The following is a 19,166-nucleotide window of genomic DNA, read 5'->3' as shown; positions in this document are numbered from 1 at the left end:
CGCGGGAACGGCCTACGGTCTGGGCATGAGTGAAGAGACCTATGTCGTCGTGGGCGGCGGACTGGCTGGCGGCCGAGTGGCCGAGACGCTGCGGGAGGAGGGGTTCGCCGGCGACGTCGTCCTGGTGACGGTCGAGGACCGTCCTCCGTACGAGCGCCCGGTCCTGTCAAAGGGCTACATGCTCGGGACCGAGCCGGAGACCGCCGCCTACCTGCACGACGCGACGTGGTGGGCCGACCATGACATCGACGTCCGTACCGAGACGATGGTGACCGGGTTGCGTCCCGCGGACCATGCGCTCGACCTCGAGGACGGCAGCACGCTGTCGTACGACAGGCTCGCGCTCGCGACGGGCTCATGGCCGCGTCGGCTCGACATCCCCGGAGCGGACCTCGACGGCGTGCTGTACCTGCGGGACATGCCCGAGGCCGAGCGGATCAAGGCTGTGCTCGACGCCGGCGGTCCTCTGGTCATCGTCGGCGCCGGGTGGATCGGTCTCGAGATCGCCGCGGCCGCCCGCAGCCACGGCGTCGCCGTCACGGTGCTCGAGACGGCGTCGTTGCCGCTGCAACGCGTGCTCGGTGACGAGGTCGCCACGATCTTCGCCGACCTGCACCGCCACCACGGCGTCGACCTTCGCCTCGGTACGGGCATTGCCGAGATCAGGGGCGACGGCGCAGCCGTGTCCTCCGTGGTCACCAGCGAGGGCGACGTGCTCCCGGCCACTGCGGTCGTGGTCGGAATCGGCGCTGCGCCGCAGGTCGACTGGATCCTCGCCAGCGGCCTGCGCGGCGAGAACGGCGTCGACACGGATGCGAGCCTGCGTACCTCCGACCCGTCCATCTGGGCAGCCGGTGACATCGCTGCAGTCGACAACCCGGCGCTGGGCCGCCGGGTCCGCGTCGAGCACTGGGCGATGGCCAACGACTCCGGGCCCGTCGCGGCCCGCGCGATGCTCGGCCAGGACGTCGTCTTCGACAAGCTGCCGTTCTTCTACACCGACCAGTACGACCTCGGCATGGAGTACGTGGGGCACGTCCCCGACGTCACGCAGACCGAGGTCGTGCTGCGAGGAGACACCGACGCCACCGGCGAGCTCGCGTTCCAGGCGTTCTGGCTGCGCGACGGGGTGGTCGAGGCGGCGATGCACGCGAACCTCTGGGACTCCGGCATCGCGCCGCTCGAGGCACTGGTCGGCAGGCGCGTGGACGCCGCCCGGCTCGCGGACCCGTCGGTGCCGCTCGACGCCGTCGGGGTGTAGCGGTGCCCGCGCCGGGGTAGTAAAGAGCCATGACCCTCCTGCGTACCGCCGCCCGTCCGATGCTCGCCTCGATGTTCGTGTCCGGTGGGGTGAACGCCCTCCGCAACTCCCCTGCGCTCGCCGTCAAAGTCAAGCCCGTCTCCGACAGGCTCGCCGCGCTCGCCGAATCGGTCGCACCCGGCACCCGCCTGCCGACCGACCCCGTGACGTTGGTGCGGATCAATGCGGCCGTTCAGGTGACCTTTGGGACAGCGCTCGCGCTGGGCCGCTTCCCGCGGCTGTCGGCCCTCGTTCTGGCCGGCACCCTCGCACCGACCACCGTGATCGGCCACCCGTTCTGGAAGGAGACCGAGCCCGAGGCGGCCGCCGGCCACCGCAAACAGTTCGTCAAGAACGCCTCGATCCTCGGCGGCCTGCTGATGGCGACGCTCGATCCCGACCCCCACAAGAAGATTCTGCCCCGGCGCGCGAAGGACAAGGTCGTGGAGGCGAGCGAGTCGGTGCAGGAGTCGCTGCACGACACCGCCCACCAGGTGAAGCGGACGCTGCAGCACCACTGAGCAGATGGGTCGCGGGTCGGTGGGGGTCGGATAGGCTCGCACCGATGTCAACGCTGTGGGCCGCCCCGTTCCGGACCGACCCCGTCGACGCCACGGTGGCGTTGCCCGGGTCGAAGTCGCAGACCAACCGCGCGCTGATCCTGTCGGCGCTCGCGGACGGCCCGTCACGGCTGTCGCGGCCCCTGGAGTCGCGCGACACCGCCCTGATGGCAGACGCCCTGCGCGCGCTCGGCGCCACGGTGACTGCTGACAGCGATGTGTGGACGGTCGAGCCGCTCACCAGCGCCGCGCGCGAGGCGGTGACCGTCGACGTCGGGCTGGCCGGGACGGTCATGCGCTTCGTCCCGCCGGTCGCCGCGCTCGTCGACGGCGCGGTGACGTTCGACGGTGACGAGCGTGCTCGGGAACGTCCGATGGCGACGACGATCACGAGCCTGCGCGCGCTCGGTGTGCAGGTCGACGACGGCGGGCGGGCGACGATGCCGTTCACCGTCGTCGGGGCCGGTCACGTCGCCGGTGGCGCGGTCACGGTCGACGCGTCCGCTTCCAGCCAGTTCCTGTCGGCGCTCCTGCTGGCCGGCGCCCGGTACGACGAGGGCGTCGACATCCACCACGACGGGCCGCCCGTCCCCTCGATGCCGCACGTCGCGATGACCCTGACCGAGCTGCGCCGCCGCGGGGTGCACGTGGACGACTCCGTCCCGGGCCGCTGGAGCGTCGCGCCCGGGCCGGTCGCCGCGTACGACGCCGCGATCGAGCCCGACCTGTCCAACGCAGGGGCATTCATCGCCGGAGCGCTGGTGACCGGTGGGCGTGTGCGGGTCCGGCACTGGCCCCGTACGACCGACCAGGCGGGTGACCGGTGGCGCGAGATCGCGACCGCGTTCGGCGCCGAGGTGGCGTTCGACGACGACGACTTCGTCGTGACCGCACCGCGACGGCTGAGCGGAGTCACCCTCGACCTGCGCGACGAAGGCGAGCTGACCCCCGTCGTCGCGGCCGTGGCCACGCTCGCCGACGGCCCCTCGCGACTCACCGGCATCGCGCACCTGCGCGGCCACGAGACCGACCGGCTCGCCGCGCTTGCGACCGAGATCACCCGCATGGGCGGCGAGGTCGAGCAGCTCGACGACGGACTTGCGATCACGCCCCGCCCGCTGCACGGCGCGGCGCTGGAGACGTACGCGGACCACCGCATGGCTCACGCGGCGGCGGTGCTCGGACTCGCGGTGAAGGACACCCAGGTGCACGACGTCGCGACCACCGCCAAGACGTACCCGGGGTTCGCGCAGGTCTGGGAGCGGTTCGCGTCGTGACGCAGCGCTACGACGCCCACCGGCCGCACGAGCAGTTCGATCGTCCGCGTCGCCATACGCGTCCCCGGACCAAGGAGCGCCCCTCGTACGACGACGCCGACGACGGCTGGGTCGTGGGCATCGACCGCGGCCGCTACACGCTGCTCGTCGGCCAGGACGAGCGCGTGGTGACGGCGATGAAGTCGCGCCCCCTCGGGCGCAAGGCCGTCGTCGTGGGCGACCGGGTCCGCGTCGTCGGCGACACCTCCGGGACGCCCGACACGCTGGCGCGGATCGTCGAGGTCGAGGACCGTACGACCCTGCTGCGACGCACGGCAGACGACAACGACCCGATCGAGCGGGTGATCGTCGCCAACGCTGACCAGATGGTCGTGGTTGCCGCGCTCGCCGACCCTCCCCCACGTCCGCGTCTCATCGACCGGTGCCTCGTCGCCGCGTTCGACGCCGGGATGACGCCGCTGGTGTGCCTCACCAAGGCCGACATCGGCGACCCCGCGCCTCTGGTCGCGTCCCTGCTGCCGCTGGAAGTCGACGTCGTCGTCACCGAGCGCGGCGGCGACCTCGAGATGGTGCGCGAGCGGCTGCGCGGTCGTACGAGCGTGCTCGTCGGCCACTCCGGCGTGGGCAAGTCCACGCTGGTCAACGCGCTCGTCCCCGAGGCGGAGCTGACGACCGGCGTCATCAACGAGGTGAGCCGTCGTGGGCGCCACACCTCGACCTCGACGCGTGTGCTCGCGCTGCCGTTCGGCGGGTGGATCGTGGACACGCCGGGCATCCGCAGCTTCGGGCTCGCGCACGTGTCGGTGGAGCGGCTGCTCGCGGCGTTCCCGGACCTCGCCGACGCGGCAGTCGACTGCCCCCGCGGCTGTCAGCACACGGAGGCCGACCCTGAGTGCGCACTGGACGACGCAGTCGCTGCTGGGACGCTGGACGCCGCGCGCGTCGACTCGTTCCGCCGCCTCCTTGCCTCGCGCGACAGCGCCGACTGACGTTGACGTACGACCCGACATCACGTCCCGACATTGGACCCCGATATCAGAGGTGCGATGTCGGGACGTGATGTCGGGTCGTACGTCCGTCAGGTGCGGAGGCACTCCTCGAGCGACCCGCCGTTGGACGACACGGTCGTCGCGCACCAGACCGCTCGCGAGCCGCGGTCGCCCGTCTCGTACGTGATCCACCCGGCGGTGACGCCGGCGACCGCCAGCAGGACGGCGACCACGGTCGCCGCGGTCCCGGCCGTACGGGTGACGACGATGGCCGCGATCACGGCCAGCACCGCGAGCACGATCGCCGCGTAGAGCAACCTGTCGCCCCAGGTCTGGTGCAGGTCGATCGCCGCGCCAATCTCGCCGGACGCACCGATGCGCGCCTTGAGCTCCTCGCCGGACTGCACCGTCGCGTACGTCCCCGCTGCCGCGGCCACGGCGACGATCGCGAGCGGCCACCGCAGCGCCCAGCGCCACCGTGGGACGAGGAACGCGAGGGTCAGCAACGTCGTCAGAGGGATGAGAACGATCGGCACGTGCAGGAACAACGGGTGCAGCGGAACTCCGTCGATGATGTCGAACATCAGCCCTCCTCGTGGACGGCCTCCATCGTAGGGGCGCGAACCTCTACTGTGGGGCCATGGCGCACTCCCACCACGACGATCTTCGGCTGTGCCACGTGCTCGCCGACAACGCCGACTCGATCTCGATGGAGAAGTTCCGCGCCGGCGATCTCAAGGTCTCGACGAAGCCCGACATGACGTGGGTGACCGAGGCTGACCAGGCCGTCGAGCGGACGATCCGACGCACGCTGCGCAGCGCCCGCACCCGCGACATCGTGCTCGGCGAGGAGAACGGCGAGCAGGTCGGCACCGTGGAGGACGCCACCCGCCGCTGGATCATCGACCCGATCGACGGCACCTCCAACTACGTGCGCGGCGTGCCCGTGTGGGCGACGCTGATCGCGATCGCCATCGAGGACGAGGTCGTCGCGTCCTGCGTGTCGGCACCCGCGCTCGGGCGCCGCTGGTGGGCGTCGAAGGGCGGCGGCGCCTACACCGGCAAGTCGCTGATGTCCGCGACACGCCTCCAGGTCTCCAAGGTCGACCGGATGGACGACGCGTCGCTGTCGTACGCCTCGCTCGGCGGCTGGGAGGAGATCGGCAAGCTCGAGAGCTTCCTCGCACTGACGCGGCGCTGCTGGCGCACGCGTGGCTACGGCGACTTCTGGTCGTACATGCTGCTCGCCGAGGGCGCCGTGGACATCGCCGCCGAGCCTGAGCTCGCGCTGTGGGACATGGCCGCGCTCGACCCGATCGTGCGGGAGGCCGGCGGCACGTTCACCGCGCTCAACGGCCAGCCCGGCCCGTGGCACGGCAACGCGCTCGCGACCAACTCGCTGCTCCATGAGGCGGCGATGGCCTACCTCGGCTACTTCCCCGACACCGAGCCGCACGAGCCCGAGGACGAGCGCACCCCGCCGACCGAGCCCGTCCGCACGAACGTCACCGACCTCGCCTCGCACCGTCGCTCGGACGGTTGAGCGACCGCGCGGACTTCTCCAGCCGTAGGATCAGCCGCATGTCCACGCCGACTCCGCCACCGTCCGACCCCGGCCCACCACCGGGCCAGGGCCCGTCGCCGTACGGCCAAGGACACCCTCCGTACGGCCAGCAGGGCCCGCAGCAACCTCCGTACGGTCCGCAGTATCCGCAACAGCCCTCGTACGGGCAGCAGCAGTACGGCGGGTACGACCCATACGCGAGCGGGCTGCCGCAGTCGAGCTTTCCGATCCCCCGCGACCCCGACGCCCGTCCTGTCACGGTGACGCTGGCCGCCTGGATCACGATCGCGCTGTCGGTGCTGACGGCCCTCGGCTGGATCCTGGTCGCGGTGGCGCTCGGGTGGATGCTCGACGAGATGGCCGAGAACCCGACCGACTTCGACCTGAGCCCCTCCGACGTGCAGTCCGTCCAGGACAACCGTCCCGCGGTCTACGCGATGGTGGCGGTGTTCGTGGTGGCCTCGGTGGTCTCCCTCGTGGTCAGCGTCTTCGTGCTGCGTCGTCAGGCGTGGGCTCGGATCGCCCTGGTCGTGCTGGCGTCGCTGACAATCATCACGAGTCTGGTGATGATCTTGTCGTTCGTCTCCGTGCTGTGGCTCGTGGCGGGGATCGCCGTGATCGTCCTGCTGTTCAGCGGGGGTGCCAACGAGTGGTTCTCGCGCTCCGGTCCGCGGTGGGATTCCCCGTACGGCGGAGGCGGCGGCTACCCCTCGTACGGGCAGCAGGGGAGCACGTACGGGCAGCAAGGGCCTCCCGCGGGCTGGTGAGAGTGGCCCGGATCACGCTAGGTTGAGCGCATCGGCCACGTGTGAACCCAGGGGGAAGCGATGAAGGTCAGTGACGTCGTCACGTCGAAGGGCAGCACCGACGTGTTCACCATCGCCCCCGACGCAGCGGTCTCCGCGCTGCTCGACGAGCTCGACGCACGCAACATCGGTGCCCTGGTCGTGAGCGAGGACGGCATCCACGTCGCCGGGATCGTGTCGGAGCGCGACATCGTGCGCAAGCTGCGCAGCACGAGCGACCCTTTGACACAGCCGGTGTCGTCGATCATGACGTCCGAGGTCCACACCTGCGGGCCGGATGACTCCATCGGTGCGCTCCTCGAGATCATGACCAACGAGCGCATCCGCCACGTGCCGGTCGTCGACGAGGACGAGGCGCTGGTCGCGATCTTGTCGATCGGCGACGCGGTGAAGTTCCGGATGCAGCAGCTGCAGTTCGAGCGCGACCAGCTCAACCAGTACGTCGCGTCCGCACGCTGACCCGGTGTCGCCCGATCCGCCGCGCACCGACGTCACCCGTCTGCCGGGCAAGCAGCGCCGCGACCGAGCCGCCCTAGACCGGCTCCTCGACTCCGTGCGCGTCTGCCACCTCGGCGTGGTCGTCGACGGTGCACCGCTCGTGGTCCCGACCGCGTTCGCGCGCGAGGGCGACCGGCTGCTCCTCCACGGGTCCACAGGGTCGCCCTGGATGCGCGTGGTGGCCGCAGGGGCGCCGGTCTCCGTGGCCGTGACGGCGCTCGACGGGATCGTGGTGGCGCGGTCGACGTTCGAGTCGTCGCTGCACTACCGAAGCGCGGTGCTGTTCGGCGCCGCTTCGGTGCTGCCGGACGATGAGCAGGTCGCGGCGTTGGACAGGCTGACCGATGCGCTGATCCCGGGCCGCGCGGCGGAGGTGCGGCCGTCGACACGCCGCGAGCTGGCGGCCACGCTCGTGCTCGGGCTGCCGATCGAGCGCTGGTCGCTCAAGGTGTCCGACGGGTGGCCGGAGGACGAGGACGACGACATCGCTGGCGAGGCCTGGGCGGGAGTGGTCCCGCTGCGCGAGGTCGCCGGTGCTCCGGTCCCCGCGCCCGACCTGCGCACGGGGATCACGGTGCCGCCGTCCGTACGGGGCCTCGCCGAGGCAAGGCACCGTACGGACGCGGAACCGTCGGACTAGTGCCCGCCCTTCCCCTTGCCGTGGCCGGGCGCTGCCGTCCCGAGCGGCACCAGCACCGGCGTGCCGATGGACAGGCTCGTGTTGGCGAAGTATTGCCGGTACGCACGGTTCCACCGGCGAAGTCCGCCGCGGCCGCGCCGGACGGGTTCTGGAGGACACCCCCGCATCGTGATCACGTCGTCGTACGAGAGACCCGCTTCGCGAGGTTCTCGCCGAGGCGGCGCAGCGCGTTGATGCCCTGCGCCTCCGCGTGTTGGCACCGATCGCGATGCCCTCGGCGATCATCGGGTTGCCTTGGCCCGCAGGCAGGACAGAGACGGCGGTGCCGGGCCGAGGGGCCCCTCAGAATTGCGGTGTCGACCCCGTGAAGGGGACAGGAGGCTCAGCCCCGCTGCTCCTCGGACCGCTCACCGGCCCAGAGCGTGTGGAACGTGCCGGGTTTGTCGACGCGCCGGTAGGTGTGAGCGCCGAAGTCGTCGCGGAGGGCCTGGATCAGCGCGGCCGGCAGTCGCTCGGCCCGCAGGGCGTCGAAGTACGCGAGCGACGAGGCGAACGCCGGTGCCGGGATGCTCGTACGGGCGGCGATCGCGACGACGCGGCGCCAGGACTCTAGGCCCGCTTGCACGGCGTCGACGAAGTACGGGGCGACGAGCAGCGACGGCAGGTCCGGATCGCCGTCGTACGCCTCGCGGATGCGGTCGAGGAACCGCGCCCGGATGATGCAGCCGCCACGCCAGATCGTCGCCATCGCCCCCGGATCGATCCCCCAGTCGTGCGCGCGCCTCCCGGCCAGGATCTCGTCGAAGCCCTGGGCGTACGCGACGACCTTCGACGCGTACAGGGCCCGGCGGACGTCGTCGACGAACGTGTCGTCGTCGTCCGGCCGCCACCCGGTGTCCGCGTGCGCGTCGGGATAGGCCGTACGGGCCGGCTCGCGCTGCTCGGTGTGCCCCGAGACCGAGCGCGCGAACGTCGCCTCGGCGATGCCCGTGACCGGGACGCCGAGGTCCAGCGCGGTCTGGACCGTCCAGCGTCCGGTGCCCTTCTGCTCCGCCTCGTCCCGCACGACGTCGATGAACGGTCGCCCGGTGGCGGCGTCGGTGTGGGCGAGCACGTCGGCGGTGATCTCGATGAGGTAGGACTCGAGGTCGCCCTCGTTCCACTGCGCGAAGATCTCCGCGATCCGCGCCGGCTCCGCGCCGAGCCCGTGCCGCAGCAGGTCGTACGCCTCGGCGATCAGCTGCATGTCGGCGTACTCGATCCCGTTGTGGACCATCTTGACGAAGTGCCCGGCGCCGTCCGGGCCGACGTGGGTGCAGCACGGGGTGCCGTCGACCTGGGCGGCGATGGTCTCGAACATCGGCCCGAGCGTCTCGTACGACTCAGCGGAACCGCCCGGCATGATGCTCGGGCCGTTGAGCGCGCCCTCTTCTCCGCCGGAGACGCCCGCGCCGACGAAGTGGAGTCCCTTCTCGCGCAGCGCAGCCTCGCGCCGCCGGGTGTCGAGGAAGTGCGCGTTGCCGCAGTCGATGACCACGTCGCCCTCGTCGAGCAGCGGGACGAGCTCGTCGATGACCGCGTCGGTGGGCTCGCCCGCCTTGACCATCACGATGATCGGGCGTGGCTTCGCTATCGACGCCACGAAGTCCTCCAGCGACTCGGACGGGACGAAGGTGCCCTCGTCTCCGTGGTCGGCGACCAGCGACTCCGTACGGGCATAGGTGCGGTTGTGCAGCGCAACCGGGAAGCCGTGGCGGGCCAGGTTGCGGGCGAGGTTGCGGCCCATCACGGCCAGGCCGGTGACGCCGATACGGGCGTTCGGGACGTCGTTCACGCGTCCTCCTCGTAGTCGGGGCTCGGGCTAGGAGCGCTGCGACGCGGCCGCGGTCGGCTCGAGGTCGGCGAGCGCAAGCGGATGTCGCAGCGGGCCGAACGGATGGGTACGGGTGAGGGTGAGGTCGCGGTCGACGTGCAGCAGCTCGCCGGACTCCAGCGCCGTCCAGCCGGGCTCGTCGTCCATCTCCTCGGTCGCCACGACCACGGTCCGGTGGTCGTCGTCGGCAGGATCCACACGGGCATGGATGCGGTCGCTGGCGCCGTCCCACCCCTCGGTGCCCGGGACGCGCTCGGCCCGCTCGAGGAACCGCAGGGGGTGCACGTCCGGGTAGCGCAGCGCCCAGAGGTCCGTCGCGGTGGTCAGGACGAAGTTCAGGGCCAGCACGGGCAGGTTCTCGGCGATCCAGCTGATCGCGTCGTGCACGCCGTCTGCCACGTCGCCGCTGTTGCGGCGGATCTCCGCCGTGATCAGCGCGAAGACCCGCTCACTGTCCGTCTGGCCCTCGACCAGCGCGCTGGCACCGACGTCGGCCAGACGTGCGTCGAGCGACTCGAGCCCGCCGACGACGCCGTTGTGGGCGAACAGCCGGTTGTCGAGCTCGAACGGGTGCGTGTTGGCGACGGTGTGCGCACCCGTGCTGGCATAGCGGACGTGCGCGACGAACGTCGTCCCGTGCATGGTCTTCGCGTCGCGCGCGAAGGCCGTGTCGTCCCATGCATCGATCGGCTGCTTGTCGATCCGCGCGGCACCATCGGGCTCGAAGACGCCGATGCCCGTCCCGTCCGGGTTGCGACGGCCCTGCGACCGCAGGCTGTCGGGGGCGTCGAGCAGCCAGAAGGTCGCGGTCATCGGATGACGACCGCACTGCAGACCGAACAAGCGGCACATGCCCTCAGCGTCTCAGCGCTCGGGCGATCCCGCTCGTCACGCGGGCCCTACGGACGCCTGCGCTCAGGCGCGCTGGCGTCGCGCGATCGCTGCCGCCTCCGTGCGGGTCGACGCCCCGAGCTTGGCGAGGATGTTGGAGACGTGGACCGAGACCGTCTTGGTGCTGATGAACAGCAGCGTCGCGATCTCGCCGTTGGTACGGCCCTCGACGAGGTGCTCGAGGACCTCACGTTCACGAGCAGTCAGCGGCTTCTCGCCGGCGACGTGGGGCTTCGAAGCGGCCGAGGTGGCCGCTGCCGTGGTCGAGCCCGCGAGCTGCTCGAGCACGCGGGTGAGCGGTGCTGCGCCCAACGCGACGGCCTGCTCGTGCGCGCTGCTCGCGACCTCCTTGGCGCCTGCCACGTCGCCGCTGGCCTGCAGGACTGCCGCGAGCCGGGACGCGGAGCGGGCCTCCTCGTAGACCTGTCCGAGCTCGGCGAACGCCTGCGTGGTCTCGCGCCACGCGGTGAGCAGCGCGGGGAGCGCAACCTCACCCCCGACGATCCAGCGCAGACGCAGGATCTCGGCGTCCAGGCGCAATGACCACGCGGCTCCCTCGGGACCGAACGGGCCGCGCTGCTCGATGACGTGGTCGGCGACGGCCCGCAGCTGCTCTGCGCGCGTGAGCCACTCGCTGCGCTCGGCGGTCGACGCGTGGCCCGCCTCGTCGGCGAGGCGTCCCACGAGCAGGCCCCCCATCCGCAGGCGAGCCGGGACGAACTCACCGTCCCAGTCCTGGGTCAGTGTCATGACCAGGTCGTCGTGCCAGCGTGTCGCCTCACCCGCATCGCGGGCCAGGTCGATGGCGGCCGTCGCACAGTGGATGGCGAGGACAATGTCCTTGTGCCAGAGGGCGCGCAGCCGCTCGGCCGTGCGCAGCGCCGCGCCGTCGCCCCGGCCTGCCGAGACGAGCAGACCGACGGCCTCGAGATCAGCTGCGGGGACCTTGGGCGGCTGCAGCATGCCGACGTCGCAGAGCTCGAGGACAAGGTCCCAATGACCGAGGAGATAGGCCGTGACCGACGCGAAGAAGCGGCCGTCGAACCCGTACGGAGCCCATTGGCGACCGGCCTGCACGGCGGTCTTCATCGTCCGGAGGAACTCGGCCTCAGCGCGGTCGAGCATGCCGCGTTCGTGGTAGTAGAAGGCGAGGTGGTGGCGAGCCCTCAGCTCTGCCACGACGTCGCCCTCGGTCGCCGCAATCTTTGCGACCTCGAGGAAGCGGCGCTCGTCGCCCTCGGGGTCGTCTCCGATCCGAGCACGCGCCCTAGCCTTGGTTGCGGCAGCGTCGGCCACGAGCCGGTTGAGACCCAGCCGCTGCCCTAGTGTCATCGCCTGGGTCGCCCAGCGGATCGCCTCGTCGAAGTGCCTCTCGTTGGACGCGGCACGGGCAGCGAGCTCCTCGACGGAGGCCCGCAGCGCAGTCGGCTGCTCGGGAACGAGCACGAAGAGCTCCTCGAGCGCCTGGCGCGGCTCGACGATCCGATCGGCCATCAGCGCCGCCGTGCCGTACGCGACGAGGAGCCGCGCCCGGTCCTCCACAGGCAGGTCGTCGGCCTGCTCGAGGAAGTCGCCGACGAGCACCCAGGCTCGGCGTACGTATCCGGCTGCTGTCTTGGCCTCGCTCGCGGCGATCACCAGACCGACGACGTCGGTGCCCTCAGGGGCAGCGGACACCACCGAGAACGCCCGCTCGTAGTGGTCCGCGGCCTCGTCGTGGCCCGCGACGCGGGTCGCCCGCTCGGCAGCGCGGACACTGGCCGTGAACGCGACCTCGTCGAGACCTGCCTCGAACGCGTGCCGCGCGACGTCGGCCGAGTCGCCACGGCCGCTCAGCACCTTGACGTATGCCGCGTGGATCCGACGTCGCTCGGCCGGCAGCAGGTCGTCTCGTACGACCTCGGCGAGCAAGGCATGTCGGAAGACGTAGCCGTCGCTGCGGGTCCGGGAGAGGATGCGGTGGTCGAGTGCGGCGCGGACACCGTCCTCGATCGTGCTCGGTGGCAGGTCCACGACGGCGGACAACAGCTCGTCGCTCACCTCACCGACTGCACAGGCGAGCGCACGCACGACGTGTCGCCCAGCGTCGTCGAGGCGGTCAAGCCGCACGAGGAGCAGATCGGCCAAGGTCGGAGGCAGCGGGCCGTTCTTGTCGTCGACGTCGAGCAGCTCCTCGACGATGAACGCGTTGCCCTCCGCGCGGCGGAGGATCGCGGCCAGCCCGCTCGCACCGATCGCGCCGGCGTCGCGCGAACGCACGAGCGCCCGAACCTCGTCGTCGGCGAGCGGGCCGAGGTCGAGACGCTGGACACCGGGCAACCGGCTCCACTCCGCGACGTCGGCGCGCAACGGGTGGCGGCGGTGCAGGTCGTCGCTACGGTAGGAGACGACCACCCGGACGTCGCCCTCGTACCGCTGGGAGAGCACGTAGCGGATCAGGTGCCGTGTGGAGGCGTCTGCCCAGTGGGCGTCCTCGACGATGAGAAGGACGGGACGGCTCGCGCCGAGCAGCTCGAGCGCGGTCACGACCGACGAGAAGAGCTCGCCGCGGTCCACGCCCGCGCCGTCCGCGGCACCCCACATGAGCGGACCGAGCGGGGGCATCGCGTCGGACATGGACGTGCGGGTGGCGTCGTCCAACCCCGCCAGCATCTCGGCGAAGGGCTGGAAGGGGATCGCGCTGTCGCCGAGATCGACGCAGTGGCCCACCATGACGCGGTGGCCTCCGTCGGCGGCAAGGACCGCGAGCTCGCGAAGCAGGCGAGTCTTGCCGATGCCGGCGTCGCCGCTGAGGAGGACACCCCCGCGGGCCTCCGGGTCAGCGACGCCGGTTGCGGCGAGCAGGCGCGAGAGCTCGGTCTCACGCCCGACCAGGGGCTCGGTCGGTCTCCACTCGGCGGACATGAACCCATGATCGCCCAAGACACCGACAGGATTCGACTCAGATTCGTGGGCCGGCACCGCGCCCTGGGTCACCGCCGAGCCCGGCGCGTGCGACGCCGGACGGTACGGCGACGAGGGCGCGGGTGGGCGTCCTCGATACGGCGCTGCATCTCGGTCTCCACGTAGTACTCCGGATTCAGGATCATGACGTCAATGCTCGTCGTCTGAGGTAGCCGCAGGCATCGGACGAGTTCCTTAGTAAGGGTCCACGACTACCTCAGATCCGGGACGTATCCGCGAACCCAGGTCTTGCCATTTGTTGTTGGTTACGCAATATTCGGAGGCCTGAGTATGACGTACGTCACATTCGAGTGGAGGACCTCATGGATGCCAGACCTCGAAGCACCGACGCAGCACCTCGTTCCCGATTCCGACGCACCACGCTGGTGCTCGGTGCCGTAACGGCACTGGTCGCCGGCACCGTCGGCGTCGGCGCGGCCTCGGCGCCGGCCACGACCCCGAGCGGGGCGAGCACGGGCAAGGACCGGGGCACCCTGCCCTACCTCAACCCGCGGCTGCCTACCGAGAAGCGGGTGAAGGACCTGCTCTCACGCATGACCCTGGCCGAGAAGATCGGCCAGATGACTCAGGCCGAGCGGGGCAACGCGACGCCCGCCGACGTGACCGCCCTCGGTCTCGGCAGCATCCTGTCCGGCGGCGGCTCCGTACCGGCCGACAACTCCCCCGAGGGTTGGGCCGACATGGTCGACGGCTTCCAGGACGGCGCGCTCGCGACGCGCCTGAAGATCCCCGTCCTGTACGGGGTCGACTCCGTGCACGGACACGGGAACCTCTACGGCGCGACCGTGTTCCCGCACAACATCGGCCTCGGTGCCACCCGCGACCCGAAGCTGGTCGAGAAGATCTCCCACGTCACCGCCGAGGAGACCCGCGCGACGGGTCCGCAGTGGAGCTTCGCGCCGTGCCTGTGCGTCGCACGGGACGACCGGTGGGGCCGTACGTACGAGAGCTTCGGCGAGTCACCGCGGCTGGTCTCGGAGATGGCCGTCGCCGTCCGCGGCTTCCAGGGACGACCCGGCCAGCTCGACAACGCCGACCGCGTCCTCGCAACGCCGAAGCACTACGCCGGAGACGGCCTCACGACCTTCGGGACGTCCGCTGGCGACTACACGATCGACCAGGGCATCGCGATCGTGAGCCGTGAGGAGTTCGCGCGCCTCGCCCTCGCCCCGTACTGGCCCGCGATCAAGAAGTACGGCGCCGGGTCGGTCATGCCGTCGTTCTCGTCGGTCGACTGGACCGAGGACGGGGTCGGCAACCCGCTCAAGATGACCGCGCACACCGAGCTGCTCACCGGCGTCCTCAAGGGCCGGATGGGCTTCGACGGCCTGGTCATCAGCGACTGGGAGGCGATCCACCAGATCCCGGGCGACTGGAACACGCAGGTCCGTACGGCGATCAACGCCGGCATCGACATGGCGATGGAGCCGGCGCAGTTCCGGCAGTTCATCACCGCACTCACCCAGGAGGTCGAGGCGGGACGCGTCCCGATGTCGCGGATCGACGACGCGGTGAGCCGGATCCTGGCCCAGAAGTTCGAGCTCGGCCTGTTCGAGAAGCCGTATACCGACCGTCGAAACATCGACGAGGTCGGCAGCGCGCAGCACCGCAAGGTGGCGCGCGAGGCCGTGGCGAAGTCGCAGGTGCTGCTGAAGAACCGTGGCGACGTCCTGCCGCTGTCGAAGCGCTCGTCGCTCTATGTCGCGGGCAGCAACGCCGACAACATCGGCAACCAGGCCGGCGGCTGGACGCTGACCTGGCAGGGCGGCTCGTACCACCAGTTCCCGGGCACGACGATCCTCGAGGGCATCGAGGACGCCTCGCGCGGTGACGTCACGGTGAGCGAGACCGCGTCCACGCCGGTGCCGAGCGACGCGACGGGTGTCGTGGTGGTCGGCGAGACGCCGTACGCGGAGGGCTTCGGCGACGTCGGTGGCCCGCGCTGGGGCTTCGACCCCGGTGACAACGGGGTGCTGCGGCCGATCAAGGACATGAAGCTGTCCGAGGCCGACCAGCAGGCCGTGGACACCGTCTGCACGCAGGCCGCGGAGTGCGTCGTGATCGTGGTCTCGGGCCGACCGCTGGAGATCGCGCCGGACCTGCTCAGCAAGATCGACGGGCTCGTCGCAGGCTGGCTGCCCGGCAGCGAGGGTGCGGGCGTGGCGGACGTGCTGTTCGGCAAGAAGCGGTTCACCGGCAAGCTCCCGGTGACGTGGCCTCGTACGGTCGCGCAGCAGCCGCTCAACGTCGGGGACGCGGACTACGACCCGCTGTTCCCATACGGGTTCGGCCTACGCACGCGCTGACCCTGAGGGCCCGCCCCCTGATTTGACGCGTTTCCCACCCATCTCGGACGCAACTCGGTGGGGAACGCGTCAAATCACGGGGCGGGCGAGGTAGGCGGCGCGTTCAGGCTTGTCGAACTTCTCGAGGGCGGTCCGCAGCATCACGCGGGGCATCGTGACCGCGTGCGTGTCGAGGAACCCGCGCAACGCGTCCCGGTCCACGTCGCCGGCGTAGCGCAGCATCCACCCGGCACCCTTGTGCACCAGCGGCTCCGGGTCGTCGAGGAGCAGCGCGCTGATCGCGAACGTGTCGGCCACGTCCTCGCGACCGATGAACGCCGCGGTCGCCACGATCGCCGTACGCCGCTCGGGCCAGAAGTCCGAGCGCGCCAGCGCATACAGCGGGTCGCGCGGGCGCTCGACGAGCCACCTGCCGACGACCTGGTAGGCCCCGAGGTCGACGAGGTCCCACCCGTCGATCCGGTCGTGGCGGCGCAGGTAGAGGTCGTATAGCTCCTCGTGCCGCTCTTCGGTCACCCGCTTGCGGGCCGCCGCCTTGCCCATGATCGAGCAGGCGCCGACCCGGACCTCGCGCACGTCGTGGTCGAGGAGCACCTCGAGCTCGTCGACGGGCATCGCAAGGAACTCCTTGGCAAGGCCGAAGATCGCGCCCATCCGTACGCCGACGAAGGTGTCGTCACCGGGGAAGAACCGCTGGTACTTCACCCGCTGCTCGTCCGTCGCCATCGGGAGCAGCGCCGCGACGAACTGTGCCGCGGAAACGTCCTCGCGTACGGGCGCCACCTCAGGGCTTCGGTTTGTCGTCGGTGGACGTCGTCCAGGCCAGCTCTTCCTCGACCTCGACATGGTCGCTCGACGAACCCGGTGTCACCTTGTCTGCGACCTTGTGAGCAGCATCGGTGACCTTGTCCTTGACCACGGGCGCCTGGTCCTTGACCGTGTCGGTCGCCTTCGAGAAGCCGTCCTGGACCGGCTGGCTCCCGAGGAGCTTCTTGGTCTGCGTGACGATCTGGTCGTACCTCTCGTGTCCGGCCTTGGCCCCGAGGACGTATCCGACGCCGGCAGCGACGAGAAGGGAGAGCTTGCGCATGAGGACTCCTCTCGGTGAGCGTTCCCCTCGACGCTAGCGTGCCCGCGCCCCGTCAGCCACCCTCTTCGGGCGGCACCTGCGCCCCTTCGGCCTCGTCGCGCGCCGCCCACTCCAGCAGGGGCGCGATCGAGAACACGGCCTCGTCGATGCCCGCGTGCAGGTCGCCCAGCTCGGCATAGCGGGCGGGCATCGTGGCGATCGTCAGTGCGGCGGGCTCGACGTCGTCGACCTCGTCCCACCGGATCGGCGCGGAGACCCGTGCGTCAGGGACGCCTCGTACGGAGTAGGCGGCGGCAATGGTGTGGTCGCGGGTGTTCTGGTTGTAGTCGACGAAGAGCTTGGCCGGGTCGCGGTCCTTGCGCCACCAGGTCGTCGTCACCTCGTCAGGGACGCGGCGCTCGACCTCGCGGGCGAACGCGAGCGCGGCGCGACGGACGTCGGGGAAGCCATGCTCGGGCGCGATACGGACATAGATGTGCATCCCGGAACCACCCGAGGTCTTGGGCCAGCCGACCGCCCCGAGCTCGTCGAGGATCTCGTGCGCGACGTGCGCCACCCTCCGTACGGTCGAGAAGTCGCACTCCGGGCCCGGGTCGAGGTCGATGCGCCACTCGTCGGGCTTCTCGGTGTCGGCGCGGCGTGAGTTCCACGGGTGGAACTCGACGGTCGACATCTGCACCGCCCAGATCACGCTCGCGAGCTCGGTGACGCACAGCTCGTACGCGTGGCGGCCGTACCGCGGGAACTCCACGCGTACGGTCTCCAGCCACGGCGGCGCCCCCGCGGGGACGCGCTTCTGGTGGACCTTTGTCGAGGCGACACCCTTGGGGAAGCGGTGGAGCATGCAGGGCCGCTCACGCAGCGCGTTGACGATGCCGTCGCCGACGGAGAGGTAGTAGGTGACGAGGTCGAGCTTGGTCTCGCCCCGCTCGGGGAAGTAGACGCGGTCGGGGTTGGACACGCGGACGTCACGGTTCCCGACCTCGATCTCGACCGCGTCGCCCATGCGGGGATACTCGCACGGGACGACGCGGTCGGGTAGGCGCAACACGACGGCTCAGAGGCGCAGTCCCCGACGACGACGTGCGCGCGGCCCGCGAACGAGGTCGGCGCGACGGTCGTCACCAGGGATCGGGAGCCGCTCGATGCGGTGCTTCATCTCGGTCGTGACCGACTGCTCGGGATCGATGTACATCAGGGTCTCCTTCGCTCGTCCTGATGCCCTCACTCTCGTCGTCTGAGGTAGGCGCTCACATCGGGTGCGCACCCTAGGTTTGGCTTACCAGGTGCCTCAGATTGGTGGGCGGGGCTACCTCAGACGACGGGGTCGGGCACCTACGAAGGCGCCGGGCGTCGTCCCGAGGACCCGCCGGAAGTGGCGCGTGAGGTGTGCCTGGTCGTGAAATCCGGCGGCCACCGCCGCCTCCGCGGCCGGACGGCCGTCCAGCAGCATCCGGCGGACGAGGTCCACGCGGCGGCTCGTGAGGTAGCGGTGGGGCGGGAGGCCGTACGCCGCTGAGAACGACCGTACGAGGTGGCTCGGGTGTGCGCCGAGCACCCGCGAGGCCTCATCGAGCGTCAGGCCGGCGACGACCGCCTCGTCGAGGAGCTCGCGCAGACGGCGGGCCAGCGGCACGTCGGGGGCTGTCGACGGCGCGAGCCTGTGGAGGTGCTCCCGCAGCAGGTCGTGGACCCGGACCAGCTCTGACTCCGCTTCGAAGGCGTCGCCCCCGCCGAGCGCCGCATGGATACGCCTCACCCCGCCGGTGACGTCGGGGCGCGCGACCGTCGGCTGGTCGACGTTGTGGCCGGTGGCACCGAGCGGCAGCCAGGTCGGCGTCGAGATAGAGCACGCGCTTGCGGAACGGCCGCCCCTCGCGCGCCGTACGGCCGTCGTGCGGCACGTGCGGCGGGAGGAGCGTGAGGGTCGTCGGCTCGGCGGTGTGGGGATGACGGTCGAGGTCGTACGAGACGGCGCCGGCGTCGATGAGCAGCAGCGTCCAGTCGCCGTGTGTGTGGCTCGGGTAGGCGTGCTCGGTGAACTCGGCGTGCAGCACCTCACGCAGGTGCGGCACGTCGGGTCGCCACGCGCGGACCCGATCAGCCATGCAAAGAACGTACAAGACCCGGTCCAGGTGCTGCGGCGACGCTGTCCGCGAGCCGTACGAGGACGCCGACGGGCAGCGCTACCTGCCGATGATGCGCCAGCCGATGCTCGTCTTCACCGCCGACGCGGAGGGGTTGCGTGGGATCCACGGGGCGGCGCTGCGGCGGGAGATGCCGATGGCGATCTATACGCGGGAGCTGTTCGCGACCGTCGCGGTGCACGGGCCCCGCAACGCGGTGGACAAGACGGTGAAGGGCGCGTCGCTGCACGCGTGAGGGACCGGACGCCTGGCCGACCCGGG

Annotated in this window: 20 protein-coding genes and 1 pseudogene; 10 read left to right on the top strand and 11 right to left on the bottom strand. The window is 70.9% G+C overall.

The genetic code is table 11. The annotated features are described in order from the left end of the window. The first annotated feature begins 25 nt into the window (after positions 1–25). From ACFSDF_RS10810 to rsgA, 4 genes are read left to right on the top strand one after another with little or no spacing between them, the layout of a single operon-like run. On the top strand, positions 26–1,261 hold the full coding sequence (locus tag ACFSDF_RS10810) for an NAD(P)/FAD-dependent oxidoreductase (protein ID WP_167252021.1): 1,236 nt from the start codon (positions 26–28) through the stop codon (positions 1,259–1,261). Positions 1,262–1,290: 29 nt separating this feature from the next. Then, positions 1,291–1,821, top strand: a complete 531-nt coding sequence (locus ACFSDF_RS10805) for a DoxX family protein (protein WP_167007429.1) — start codon at positions 1,291–1,293, stop codon at positions 1,819–1,821. Positions 1,822–1,865: 44 nt separating this feature from the next. Next, positions 1,866–3,137, top strand: a complete 1,272-nt coding sequence (aroA, locus tag ACFSDF_RS10800) for a 3-phosphoshikimate 1-carboxyvinyltransferase (RefSeq protein ID WP_167007426.1) — start codon at positions 1,866–1,868, stop codon at positions 3,135–3,137. Further along, positions 3,134–4,126, top strand: coding sequence for a ribosome small subunit-dependent GTPase A (rsgA, locus tag ACFSDF_RS10795; RefSeq protein ID WP_167007424.1), 993 nt, complete (start codon positions 3,134–3,136; stop codon positions 4,124–4,126). The genes aroA and rsgA overlap by 4 nt, the downstream gene beginning before the upstream one ends. A gap of 89 nt (positions 4,127–4,215) precedes the next feature. Here rsgA and ACFSDF_RS10790 read toward each other — a convergent pair whose 3' ends face one another. Beyond that, positions 4,216–4,710 (bottom strand): DUF2231 domain-containing protein, encoded by a 495-nt coding sequence (locus ACFSDF_RS10790; RefSeq protein ID WP_167007422.1) that lies wholly within the window; start codon positions 4,708–4,710, stop codon positions 4,216–4,218. A gap of 56 nt (positions 4,711–4,766) precedes the next feature. Here ACFSDF_RS10790 and ACFSDF_RS10785 point away from each other — a divergent pair, with 56 nt between their 5' ends. From ACFSDF_RS10785 to ACFSDF_RS10770, 4 genes are read left to right on the top strand one after another with little or no spacing between them, the layout of a single operon-like run. Next, on the top strand, positions 4,767–5,669 hold the full coding sequence (locus tag ACFSDF_RS10785; protein ID WP_167007420.1) for an inositol monophosphatase family protein: 903 nt from the start codon (positions 4,767–4,769) through the stop codon (positions 5,667–5,669). Between the two features lie 38 nt (positions 5,670–5,707). Further along, the gene (locus ACFSDF_RS10780; RefSeq protein ID WP_167007418.1) at positions 5,708–6,457 is read left to right on the top strand and encodes a hypothetical protein; all 750 of its coding nucleotides are present in this window, start codon (positions 5,708–5,710) and stop codon (positions 6,455–6,457) included. A 60-nt stretch (positions 6,458–6,517) separates the two neighbouring features. After that, complete coding sequence (locus ACFSDF_RS10775; protein WP_167007415.1) at positions 6,518–6,955, top strand: CBS domain-containing protein; 438 nt, start codon at positions 6,518–6,520, stop codon at positions 6,953–6,955. A gap of 4 nt (positions 6,956–6,959) precedes the next feature. After that, positions 6,960–7,634, top strand: coding sequence for a pyridoxamine 5'-phosphate oxidase family protein (locus ACFSDF_RS10770; RefSeq protein WP_167007412.1), 675 nt, complete (start codon positions 6,960–6,962; stop codon positions 7,632–7,634). Here ACFSDF_RS10770 and ACFSDF_RS10765 read toward each other — a convergent pair. From ACFSDF_RS10765 to ACFSDF_RS10750, 4 genes are all read right to left on the bottom strand, one after another. Next, on the bottom strand, positions 7,631–7,801 hold the full coding sequence (locus tag ACFSDF_RS10765) for a hypothetical protein (protein ID WP_377157500.1): 171 nt from the start codon (positions 7,799–7,801) through the stop codon (positions 7,631–7,633). The two genes, ACFSDF_RS10770 and ACFSDF_RS10765, sit on opposite strands and share 4 nt — an antisense overlap. 215 nt (positions 7,802–8,016) lie before the next feature. Beyond that, the gene (gene gndA, locus ACFSDF_RS10760; protein ID WP_208322492.1) at positions 8,017–9,468 is read right to left on the bottom strand and encodes an NADP-dependent phosphogluconate dehydrogenase; all 1,452 of its coding nucleotides are present in this window, start codon (positions 9,466–9,468) and stop codon (positions 8,017–8,019) included. Positions 9,469–9,495: 27 nt separating this feature from the next. Beyond that, the gene (locus ACFSDF_RS10755; protein ID WP_167007409.1) at positions 9,496–10,359 is read right to left on the bottom strand and encodes a class II glutamine amidotransferase; all 864 of its coding nucleotides are present in this window, start codon (positions 10,357–10,359) and stop codon (positions 9,496–9,498) included. Positions 10,360–10,422: 63 nt separating this feature from the next. Next, positions 10,423–13,302, bottom strand: a complete 2,880-nt coding sequence (locus ACFSDF_RS10750; RefSeq protein WP_167007406.1) for a helix-turn-helix transcriptional regulator — start codon at positions 13,300–13,302, stop codon at positions 10,423–10,425. A gap of 425 nt (positions 13,303–13,727) precedes the next feature. Here ACFSDF_RS10750 and ACFSDF_RS10745 point away from each other — a divergent pair, with 425 nt between their 5' ends. Further along, a complete protein-coding gene (locus ACFSDF_RS10745; RefSeq protein ID WP_243843086.1) occupies positions 13,728–15,668 on the top strand; it encodes a glycoside hydrolase family 3 protein in 1,941 nt (646 codons plus the stop codon). Positions 15,669–15,737: 69 nt separating this feature from the next. Here ACFSDF_RS10745 and ACFSDF_RS10740 read toward each other — a convergent pair whose 3' ends face one another. The 6 genes and pseudogenes from ACFSDF_RS10740 to ACFSDF_RS10715 all read right to left on the bottom strand — a co-directional run. Next, on the bottom strand, positions 15,738–16,451 hold the full coding sequence (locus ACFSDF_RS10740) for a DNA alkylation repair protein (protein WP_377157497.1): 714 nt from the start codon (positions 16,449–16,451) through the stop codon (positions 15,738–15,740). A 1-nt stretch (position 16,452) separates the two neighbouring features. After that, positions 16,453–16,758: a hypothetical protein gene (locus ACFSDF_RS10735; RefSeq protein WP_167007398.1), complete on the bottom strand. Its 306-nt coding sequence runs from the start codon at positions 16,756–16,758 to the stop codon at positions 16,453–16,455. Positions 16,759–16,810: 52 nt separating this feature from the next. Next, positions 16,811–17,764 (bottom strand): non-homologous end-joining DNA ligase, encoded by a 954-nt coding sequence (gene ligD / locus ACFSDF_RS10730; protein ID WP_167007395.1) that lies wholly within the window; start codon positions 17,762–17,764, stop codon positions 16,811–16,813. Positions 17,765–17,815: 51 nt separating this feature from the next. Then, positions 17,816–17,953 carry a hypothetical protein gene (locus ACFSDF_RS10725; protein WP_167007392.1) on the bottom strand — a complete coding sequence of 46 codons (138 nt, stop codon included), beginning with the start codon at positions 17,951–17,953 and terminating at the stop codon, positions 17,816–17,818. A gap of 114 nt (positions 17,954–18,067) precedes the next feature. After that, entirely contained in the window at positions 18,068–18,517 is a 450-nt protein-coding gene (locus ACFSDF_RS10720) for a helix-turn-helix transcriptional regulator (protein WP_377157495.1), read from the bottom strand. Positions 18,518–18,620: 103 nt separating this feature from the next. Then, positions 18,621–18,866, bottom strand: a pseudogene (locus tag ACFSDF_RS10715) (AraC family ligand binding domain-containing protein); the annotation flags it as partial. Here ACFSDF_RS10715 and ACFSDF_RS10710 point away from each other — a divergent pair. Beyond that, a complete protein-coding gene (locus tag ACFSDF_RS10710; protein WP_167252028.1) occupies positions 18,865–19,140 on the top strand; it encodes a DUF2000 family protein in 276 nt (91 codons plus the stop codon). The pseudogene ACFSDF_RS10715 and the gene ACFSDF_RS10710 sit on opposite strands and share 2 nt — an antisense overlap. The last annotated feature ends 26 nt before the right edge of the window (positions 19,141–19,166 follow it).

This window comes from Mumia zhuanghuii (assembly GCF_042681565.1).
In the GTDB taxonomy this organism is placed as follows: domain Bacteria; phylum Actinomycetota; class Actinomycetes; order Propionibacteriales; family Nocardioidaceae; genus Mumia.
The sequence above is the reverse complement of the archived record's forward strand: the minus strand, read 5'-3'. Positions and strand labels throughout refer to the sequence as shown.